At 66.0% G+C, this 9908-nt stretch carries 4 protein-coding genes; 2 read left to right on the plus strand and 2 right to left on the minus strand.

What is annotated here, in order from left to right:
* Positions 1–626, minus strand: a 626-nt coding sequence (locus H928_RS25665; protein WP_021024871.1) for a tetratricopeptide repeat protein, incomplete at its 3' end; no start/stop codon positions are given.
* 446 nt (positions 627–1072) lie between these two features.
* Between H928_RS25665 and H928_RS0101330 the strand changes: the two genes are divergently transcribed.
* Complete coding sequence (locus H928_RS0101330; RefSeq protein WP_021024872.1) at positions 1073–2539, plus strand: hypothetical protein; 1467 nt, start codon at positions 1073–1075, stop codon at positions 2537–2539.
* A 111-nt stretch (positions 2540–2650) separates the two neighbouring features.
* Here H928_RS0101330 and H928_RS0101335 read toward each other — a convergent pair whose 3' ends face one another.
* Positions 2651–3787 (minus strand): tetratricopeptide repeat protein, encoded by a 1137-nt coding sequence (locus H928_RS0101335; RefSeq protein WP_239644869.1) that lies wholly within the window; start codon positions 3785–3787, stop codon positions 2651–2653.
* A gap of 552 nt (positions 3788–4339) precedes the next feature.
* Here H928_RS0101335 and H928_RS25670 point away from each other — a divergent pair.
* Positions 4340–9908: hypothetical protein (locus H928_RS25670; RefSeq protein ID WP_021024874.1), on the plus strand; the 5569-nt coding region annotated here is incomplete at its 3' end.

The raw sequence follows: 9908 nt of genomic DNA on the forward strand, positions 1-9908 counted from the left end.
GGCGCAGGTGCTGGCGGCGGGGGCGCCACCGGTTTGGGCGGCACATCGGCACGGGCCTGCACCAGCGCGTTCTTTCCATTGGCGAGTGAGGCCGGAACAATCTGCGTGATCAGCGCCAGTTGGGGGCCCTGTTGCTTGGGCGCGCCTTCCAGCTGCAAGGCCTTGGCATAGGCATCGCTGGCCATGCGGGCGTAGAGGTCGCCCAGGTTCTCATGCGCCGTCGTATAACTGGGGTTGGTGCGCATCGATTGCTCCAGCGCCTGCGCGGCCTTCCGGTCCTGGCCATCGGCGGCATACAGCACGGCCAGGTTGTTGTAGGGCTCGGGCATGCCGGGGTAATCGCGGGTCAGGTCCTGGAAGATCTTGATCGCTTGCGCATGCTGCTTTTGCTCGGTCGCGATCACGCCGCGCAAAAAGCGCATTTCCACATCGCCGGGCTGCTTGCGCAGATAGGCATCGGCCTCTTTGGCCGCCTGCGCCGCCTTGCCCTGCTGCAGCAACTGGCTCACCTCTGCCACGGCAGGCGATGCAGGCGACGTGGGCGCGGCTTGCGCCTGCAGCGCTGCGCCACCCATCAGCACACCTACGCAGACCGCCGCCCAGCGCTGGCGAAAAAGGACGGGCACCAGGGATCGCAGGGTAGAGCGCGCTGGGAAAGCACTTTGCATGGGGGATTTTCTCGTTGCAGTGGACCAAAGCCGCAGAAAACAGCCAGAAATCTTGTGTATCTGTACACACATCCGTTGGCAGAAAAAGCCCCGCCTGGCGCGCGCCAAAAACCGGCCGATTATACAGACCCTGCCTGCGCCAGGGGCCGGCTGCCGGGCGGTGGAACGCTCCCCGCACAAAGCAAGAACGTTACGTAACACCTCCGTAACAAGTGGCCGAAAAACTGGCTCCTGCGCCGCACCAAAAGGCTACTAAAATTAAAAATAATCATTTAAAACAACAAACTTTGAAATTTCACAGATGTAACAGAAACGGGTTCGCAGGCTGGCACAGGAGTTGCACTCCTAAAGACAAGGCCTGGGCATTTGCCCTTGAGGCCAGCCCCCAGACCGGAGACCTGCACATGACCCACAACGCCCCCTTGCTCAGCCCAGAGGTCTGCGAGACGCTGTTCGACGAAGCGCAGGAGCGCCATCTGTGCATGGAGGTGCATTGCGCACCCGGCCTGGCCCACCAGCTGAGCCTGGCTGCCCGCTTTGTGGCGCAGCAGGCGGTGGATCTGCCCCAGCCCTATGACGGCTGCCTGATGTTCTTCACCATCACCGCGCAGAACCTGCCCATCACCAGCTTCAGCATCCAGCAGCCCAGCGTTGCCGATGCCTGGACGGAGGGCGCTGCGCGCATGCGCCAATGGGCCTGGGCCTTCAATGCCACCGGCGTGGAGCTGCGCATTGACTGGGCGCCCGCCGTGCTGCCGCTGCCCGGGGATGACCCGCAGGATGCGCTGTCCGACCTGCGCCAGTCCTGGAGCCTGGCCGACAGCGCGCAGGAGCGCGCCGAGATGCTCGCCCTGCTCAGCCACCGCATGACGCGCTCGCTCGCCCGCCTGCAGCTGCTGAGCGATCCGGTGCCCGCCAGCACGCAGGGCCGCTGGCAACTGCTGCTCGAAGGCCTGCACATCAGCCCGCTCGGCGAGATGCGCACCCTGCCCCGCCCCGACCCCTCGGCACCCCGGGGCAGCCACGGCAGCGCGGCCTCGGCCATCTACCAGGCCACGCAGGAGCTGCTGGCCCGCAGCCAAAGCGAAGACGGCAGCTGGCCCGAAGCCAGCACCTTGGTCGACCACCTGGGCATCACCTACGCCTTGCTGCTCACCCAGCGCCAAAGCGCACCGACGCCAAGCTCGTCGATGACCATACACCGCGCCATTGCCTACCAGGCCGAGCAGATGCAGCGCTGGAGCCTGCATGAATGCGGCAGCGACCTGCTCAAGGCCATGAGCCTGATCGTGCTGGTGCAGTATGTCCACCTCTACCCGGGCGCCGGCTGCGCCACCGCGCTGCGCGACCTGATCGGCCTGCTGTCGCAGCAGCTCCATGGCAAGGCCGCTCGCGGCGCAGGTGCCACCGCCCCCTGGGCCCAGCTGGCCTTGCAAAGCCTGCAAAAGAGTGGGCAGCAGCCCTCGGACCTGCAAGCTGCCACTGGCAGCCCCACTGCAGACGGCGACAGCCCATGGCTGCATGCCGCCTGGCAGCAGCTGCAGGCCCTGGCGCAGGACGAGGAACACAGCAAGCTGCACCCCGAGCCCTGGGTGTCGGCCGCGCTGATGGAATGCTCTTTGCAGCACGGCAAACCACTGTTTGCCAGCCATGCCCAGCGCAGCCAGTTTTTCTCAGGCATGCAGTCGCTGTTCAAGACCTGCTACCAGCGCATGGTCTGGCCCAGGCTGCCCCATACGCAGGCCAGCCGCCAGCGCTGGAGCAGCGGCGCGCTGCAGGCGCCCGTTACCGACTGCCGCGTGGCCAGCCAGCTGCTGATCACCATCAGCGCGGCGGTGAGCTTCGCCAACCTGTCGCAGGCACGCTCATAAGCGCCATAGGTACCCGGCAGCCGCAGCGCCTGGCGTAACGGCCCTTTGCACCCTCAAAACCAAGGCGCCTGCTCCAAAAGGGCAGGCGCCTTGTTCTGTTCAAACGGGGTGTCAGCGCCCCACGGTCTCACGCACAATGCGCCACTGCCCTTGCTCGGGCTGCAGCACCAAGGTCTTGCGGGAGTTGCTCTTGAGCGCGCCTGCCGCATAGGCCTGCACAAAGCGGGCCGTGGCGCGGGCGCCGTCAACGGCCACCTGCACATCGCTGAGCGCCACGCTGATCTCAGACTTGCCCACAATGCGCTGGCGGCGTGACTGCTTCCACGCTGCCAAGCTGCTGCCATCGGCGGGTTTGAAGGCGGGGCTATAGGCGGCCAGGTAGGCATCCATGTCTTGCTGGGCCCAGGCCTGGGCCCAGGCCTGCACGGCGGCCTCCACCGCGGCAGGGGAGCCATCCAGCGTCTGCAAGTCCGTCGCGGCAGGTGCGGCGTCCGGCGCCGCGCTTGCTTTGGCGGCGGCACTGGCTGCTGGCCTGTCCGATGACTTGGCCGATGACCATGCCGCCTCTGCAGCGGCCAGCTGCAGCGGGGTTGCCGAGGATATGCGCTCTGCCAGCACAGGCTCGGGTGCAGGTGCAGGTGCGGGTGCAGGTACCGCAGCCGCAGCTTGCATCGGGGTCAAGCCCGGGGCGGGCGGCGCGGCTGCTGCCACCGCTGTCACTGGCACCGCAGCCCCATGCCTGCCCGGCGCAATCTGCGCGATCAGCGCCTGCTTGGGCGCAATGCCGTGGCGGGCGCTGTCCAACTCCAAGGCCTTGCCATAGGACTGGCTGGCCATGCGCGCATACAGATCACCCAGGTTTTCATAGGCGGTGGCATAGCCGGGCTGGGCACGGATGGCCTGCTCCAGCGCATCGACGGCCTTGCGGTCCTGGCCCTGGGCGGCATACAGCACGGCCAGGTTGTTATAGGGCTCGGGCATGGCCGGGTAGTCGCGTGCCAGCGCCGAAAAGATCTGGATGGCTTGGGTCTGCTGCTTTTGCTCGGTGGCGATCACGCCGCGCAAAAAGCGCATCTCGGCGTCCTGGGGGTTCAGCTGCAAAAACTGGTCGGCCTGCGCTGCTGCCTGCTCGGTCTGGCCCTGCTCCAGCAGCTGGGCCACCGCATCCACTTCGCGTACGGCATGCGCGGGCAGTGCCAGCAATACCGCCGTACCGCCTGCGAACAGCGCAGCCACCAACTTTGGCAACCGTGCCTGCCTTAACCAGAGAGGGGGAGAGAAGTGACGAGACGCGATGCGCATAGATGGCTTTTTAAAAGTCATGGAATCAGGGGAAATACAACGAATTTCTTTGAACAGCTTCTTTAAGCCGGCGCCGCAGTGACCAGGAGAAACACGGATGCGGCAAGAGACAGCAGAAATAGTATGCGAGCCCGCCACCCGATTCATTATGTAAATTTTTATGGATACCACAGGATCATGATTTAAATCCTATTTATACACCAAGCAGCAAATATTTACAGAAATGCTCCGCCATAACCGCAGAACGTTACGTAACGCCTGAGGGAACAACATTGGACATTGCTTAAACGCCAGATCAAACCATAGTTTTTAAACTGCAATCCATCCGTAAGCAAATATATTTATTCATAAATTTCAATGACTTATGAAATACCAAATGAACGCAGATAAAAAACAAATCCATGGCACGCAAGTTGCACAGTCTCCGCCCAGATAAGCCTCGCGAGGCAAGTCGGAGCCCTTGCGTTTGATATTTCAATTTTCTACAGGACAGAGAAAATGACCACCTCCACCGCCCTCCCCTCGAATACCGCAGTTGCTGCACTGGCCACCCACGGCATGGCGTCCCAAACCGGCAGTGGCGCAGCGATGGCCGCATCGGCCAAAGGCACCCCTGCCACGCTGTCCCAGGCCAGCGCCGGCGTGCAGATCGTGCGTGACGGCCAGACGATGGCGGCCCCCGCAGGCACGGCCTTGCAAGTGGGCGACAAGATCATCGTGCCCGCCGATGGCAGCGCGCAGGCGCAATTCAGCGGTGCCGGTGGCCAGAAGCTGGTGGGCACATTTGCAGGTGGCACCGAGGCCACGCTGGGCTACCAGGCAGGCGCCGACGGCACAGGCGCGATGGCGCTGGACCTCGCCTCGGGCAAGGTCGATGTGGCCCCTGCCGGTGACGACACCGACGCCTTGGGCCTGGTGGTGACCCAGGAAACGGCCGAAGCCGGTGGCTCCACCTTGGGCGATTTTCTGCTCGCCGGCCTGGTCGGCATTGGTGGCGGCGCGCTGATTGCTGCGGCGCTGGACAGCGGCGATGACGACGACGACCGCACGCCGCCCATCAACCCCACCAATCCAACGAACCCTACCAACCCCACGGATCCGACCAACCCTACCAACCCGACGGACCCCACCAGTCCTACGGATCCGACCAACCCCACCGATCCCACCAACCCAACCAACCCAACGAATCCGACCAATCCCACGGATCCGACCAACCCTACCAATCCAACGAACCCCACAAACCCTACGAACCCGACCAACCCCACCAATCCAACGAACCCGACTAACCCAACGAATCCGACTAATCCGACGGATCCTACGAACCCGACCAATCCAACCAACCCCACAAATCCAACCAATCCTACGGATCCCACGAATCCGACCAACCCTACGAACCCCACCAATCCGACAAACCCCACGGATCCTACGAACCCGACCAATCCAACCAACCCCACAAATCCAACCAATCCTACGGATCCCACGAATCCCCCCAACCCTACCAACCCAACAAATCCGACGGACCCTACCAATCCGACGAATCCTACCAACCCGACCAACCCAACCAACCCCACGGATCCCACCAATCCGACGAACCCGACCAACCCTACGGATCCCACCAATCCAACCAACCCTACGAACCCCACGGACCCGACCAACCCTACCAATCCGACTAATCCAACGGATCCCACGAACCCGACCAATCCAACCAACCCGACGGATCCAACGAATCCAACCAACCCGACCAACCCTACGGATCCAACCAACCCCACCGACCCTACGGACGGCCATGGCCTGATCACCTCAGTCGAGGACGTACTGGGCGCGCTGGGCGGTGGCACCTTGGTGGCGCCCGTCACGGATCTGGTCAATTCGCTGATCAACCCATCGACGGGAACCCTCGCGGTGGTAACCAGCGTGCTGGAGCAGTTGACGAACACCAATGGTGGCCCTCTGGGTGTGCTGACCGAGCTGGTCGATGGCCTGGTCAATATCCAGGACCAAGGGCTGGAGCCGCTGGTGGCAACCCTCAACCAGCTGATCGCAGGTCTGGGCGATCCCACATCGACCGAAGGCATTCCCGGTCTGGTGAACCAGGTGTTGGGCGGTCTGCTCGGTGAGAACAGCCCGCTCGGTGAGCTGCTGGCGGGCGTGGGTGGTCTGCTGGGCGGCTTGCTGGGCGGCGGCTCCGGCACACCGCCCGGTGGGACGGACGGCCCCGGCATCGTGACCACGGTGCAAGACGTGGTGGACGGTTTGCTCGGCGGCACGGTGGCAGAGCCGGTGGGCCAGTTGATCGACAGCCTGCTGCACCCGACCGATGGCACGCTCGCAACCGTCACCGGTTTGCTCGAAGGCCTGACCAGTGTCGAAGGCGGCCCGCTGGGTGTCTTGACCGAGTTGGTCCGTGGCCTCACCCAAGTGGACGGCCAGGCACTGCAACCGCTGATTGGTACCTTGAACGAGCTGATTGCCGGCTTGGGCAGCATTGGTGAAGGTGGTATCAGCGGCGGCCTGATCGGCTCCATCGTCGACAGCATCCTCGGCGGTCTGGTGCCTGGCGGTGGCGCGACCGACGGCGGTCTGGTGACGACGGTACAAGAGGTTGTCGATGGCCTGCTGGGAGGCACGGTGGCCGAGCCTGTGGGTCAATTGCTCGACAGCCTGCTCAACCCCGGCAGCGGCACCCTCGCCACCGTGACTTCGGTGCTCGAAGGTCTGACCTCGGTAGACGGCGGCCCGCTGGGTGTATTGACCGAGCTGGTCAATGGCCTGACCCAGGTCGAAGGCCAGGCGCTGCAGCCCGTCATCGGCACCTTGAACGAGCTGATTGCCGGCTTGGGCAATGTGGGCGAAGGCGGCCTGGGAGGCGGCATCATCGGCAGCATCGTCGGCGGTGTGCTGGGCGGCCTGGTCCCGGGTGGCGGCGCCACCGATGGCGGCCTGGTGACCACGGCGCAGGATGTCGTCGATGGTTTGCTAGGCGGCACGGTCGCCGAGCCGGTGGGCCAGCTGCTCGATAGCCTGCTCAACCCCGGCAGCGGCACCTTGGCCACGGTGACCACCGTGCTCGAAGGCCTGACCTCGGTCGAAGGCGGCCCGCTGGGCGTGCTGACCGAGCTGGTCAGCGGACTGACCCAGGTCGAAGGCCAAGGCCTGCAACCGGGCATCGGCACCTTGAACGAGCTGATTGCCGGCCTGGGCAGCATCGGTGAAGGCGGCCTGGGCGGTGGCTTGGGCGGCGGTTTGATCGGCAGCATCGTCGGCGGTGTGCTGGGCGGCCTGGTCCCTGATGGCGGCGCGACCGATGGCGGCCTGGTGACCACGGCGCAGGATGTGGTCGATGGCCTGCTCGGCGGCACGGTCGCCGAGCCAGTGGGCCAGCTGCTCGACAGCTTGCTCAACCCCGGCACGGGCACCCTGGCCACGGTGACTTCGGTGCTCGAAGGCCTGACCTCGGTCGAAGGCGGCCCGCTGGGCGTATTGACCCAGTTGGTCAGCGGCCTCACCCAGGTGGAAGGCCAAGGGCTGCAACCCGTCATCGGTACCTTGAACGAGCTGATTGCCGGCCTGGGCAGCATCGGCGACGGTGGTGCCGGCGGCGGACTGGGCGGCGGCCTGATTGGTACCGTGGTCGGCGGCGTGCTGGGAGGCCTTGTGGGCGGCAATGGCGGCCTGCTGGGAGGCCTCACCGGTGAAGGCGGTCTGCTGGGCGGCCTGACGGGCGAAGGCGGTCTGCTCGGCGGCGTTGTTGGCGGCAATGGCGGCCTGCTGGGAGGCCTGACCGGTGACGGCGGTCTGCTCGGCGGGCTGCTGGGCTCCGGCTCTGGCGGCACCGATGGCAGCGGCGCAGTGACGACGGCACAGAACCTGGTGGGCGACCTGGTCGGCGGCACGGCTGCAGCACCGGTCAATGCCGTGGTCGATACCCTCCTCAATCCACAAAGCGGCGCGTTGGCCCCTGTGACCAGCTTGGTGGAAAGCCTCACCCATACCGGCAGCGGCCCGCTCGGCGCTGTCACCTCGGTGGCCAATGGCCTGACCCAGGTGCCTGGCCAGGCGCTGGAGCCGGTCGTCTCTGCCGTGCACGATGTTGTCGCAGGTCTGAGCGGCGGCGCATCCGGTGGCGCAGTCGGCGGCTTGCTCGGCGGCCTTACTGGTGAAGGAGGCCTGTTGGGTGGCCTGACCGGTGATGGCGGTCTGCTGGGTGGTGTCATCGGCGGCAATGGTGGCCTGTTGGGTGGCCTCACCGGCGAAGGCGGTCTGCTCGGCGGTCTGACCGGTGAAGGCGGTCTGCTCGGCGGCGTTGTCGGCGGCAATGGCGGCTTGCTGGGTGGCCTCACCGGCGAAGGCGGTCTGCTCGGCGGTCTGACCGGTGAAGGCGGTCTGCTCGGCGGCGTTGTCGGCGGCAATGGCGGCTTGCTGGGTGGCCTCACCGGCGAAGGCGGTCTGCTCGGCGGTCTGACCGGTGAAGGCGGTCTGCTCGGCGGCGTTGTCGGCGGCAATGGCGGCTTGCTGGGTGGCCTCACCGGCGAAGGCGGTCTGCTCGGCGGTCTGACCGGTGAAGGCGGTCTGCTCGGCGGCGTTGTCGGCGGCAATGGCGGCTTGCTGGGTGGCCTCACCGGCGAAGGCGGTCTGCTCGGCGGTCTGACCGGTGAAGGCGGTCTGCTCGGCGGCGTTGTCGGCGGCAATGGCGGCTTGCTGGGTGGCCTCACCGGCGAAGGCGGTCTGCTCGGCGGTCTGACCGGTGAAGGCGGTCTGCTCGGCGGCGTTGTCGGCGGCAATGGCGGCTTGCTGGGTGGCCTCACCGGCGAAGGCGGTCTGCTCGGCGGTCTGACTGGTGAAGGCGGTCTGCTGGGAGGCGTGGTCGGCGGCAATGGCGGCTTGCTGGGTGGCATCACCGGCGAAGGCGGACTGCTCGGCGGGCTGACCGGTGACGGTGGTCTGCTCGGCGGATTGCTGGGCTCCGGCTCCGGCGGGGCCGATGGCAGCGGTGTAGTCACTACGGCACAGAACCTGGTGGGTGACCTGGTTGGCGGCACCGTCGCAGCGCCGGTCAATGCGGTGGTCGATACCCTGCTGAATCCACAAAGCGGCGTATTGGCGCCAGTGACCAGCATTGTCGAAGGTCTGACCCAGAGCGGCAGCGGCCCCTTGGGCGTCGTGACCTCGGTGGCCAATGGCCTAACCCAAGTGCCTGGCCAAGCGCTGGAGCCGGTCGTCTCTGCCGTGCACGATGTCATTGCGGGCCTGAGCGGCGGCACCTCCGGTGGTGCGGTCGGCGGCTTGCTGCGCGGATTGACGGGAGAAGGCGGCCTGCTGGGTGGCCTGACCGGTGACGGTGGCCTGCTGGGTGGTGTCATCGGTGGCAATGGCGGCCTGTTGGGCGGCCTCACCGGCGAAGGCGGTCTGCTGGGTGGTGTTGTTGGCGGCAATGGCGGCCTGTTGGGCGGCCTCACCGGCGAAGGCGGTCTGCTCGGCGGTCTGACTGGTGACGGTGGTCTGCTGGGCGGCGTCGTCGGCGGCAATGGCGGCTTGCTGGGCGGCATCACCGGCGAAGGTGGACTGCTCGGTGGCCTGACCGGTGACGGTGGTCTGCTGGGCGGACTGCTGGGCAATGGCTCCGGCGGCGCCGATGGCAACGGTATGGTGACCACGGCGCAGAACCTGGTCGGTGACCTGGTCGGCGGCACCGTCGCAGCGCCGGTCAACGCGGTGGTCGATACATTGCTGGATCCGCAAAGCGGCGTACTGGCACCGGTGACGAGTGTGGTCGACAACCTGACCAGCACCAGCAGCGGCCCCTTGGGCGTCGTGACCTCGGCGGTCAATGGCCTGACGCAGGAGACGGGCCAGGCACTGGAGCCGGTGGTCTCGGCCGTACACGATGTCCTGGCCGGGCTGGGTGGCGCCACCTCGGGCGGCGCAGCAGCGGGCCTGGGCGGTGTGGTGGACGGCCTGCTCGGTGACCAGGGCGTACTGGGCAGCGTGCTGGGCAGTACCGGCGCAACGGGGGGGCTGCTGGGCGGCCTGACCGGCAACACAGGCCTGGTCAGCGGCTTGCTGGGTG

This window comes from Comamonas sp. B-9 (genome assembly GCF_000410635.1).
In the GTDB taxonomy this organism is placed as follows: domain Bacteria; phylum Pseudomonadota; class Gammaproteobacteria; order Burkholderiales; family Burkholderiaceae_C; genus Comamonas.

Bases quoted from the DNA above. Each gene is read 5' to 3' on its own strand.
- H928_RS0101330 (WP_021024872.1), top strand. From the start codon at position 1,073: ATGACCCACAACGCCCCCTTGCTCAGCCCAGAGGTCTGCGAGACGCTG.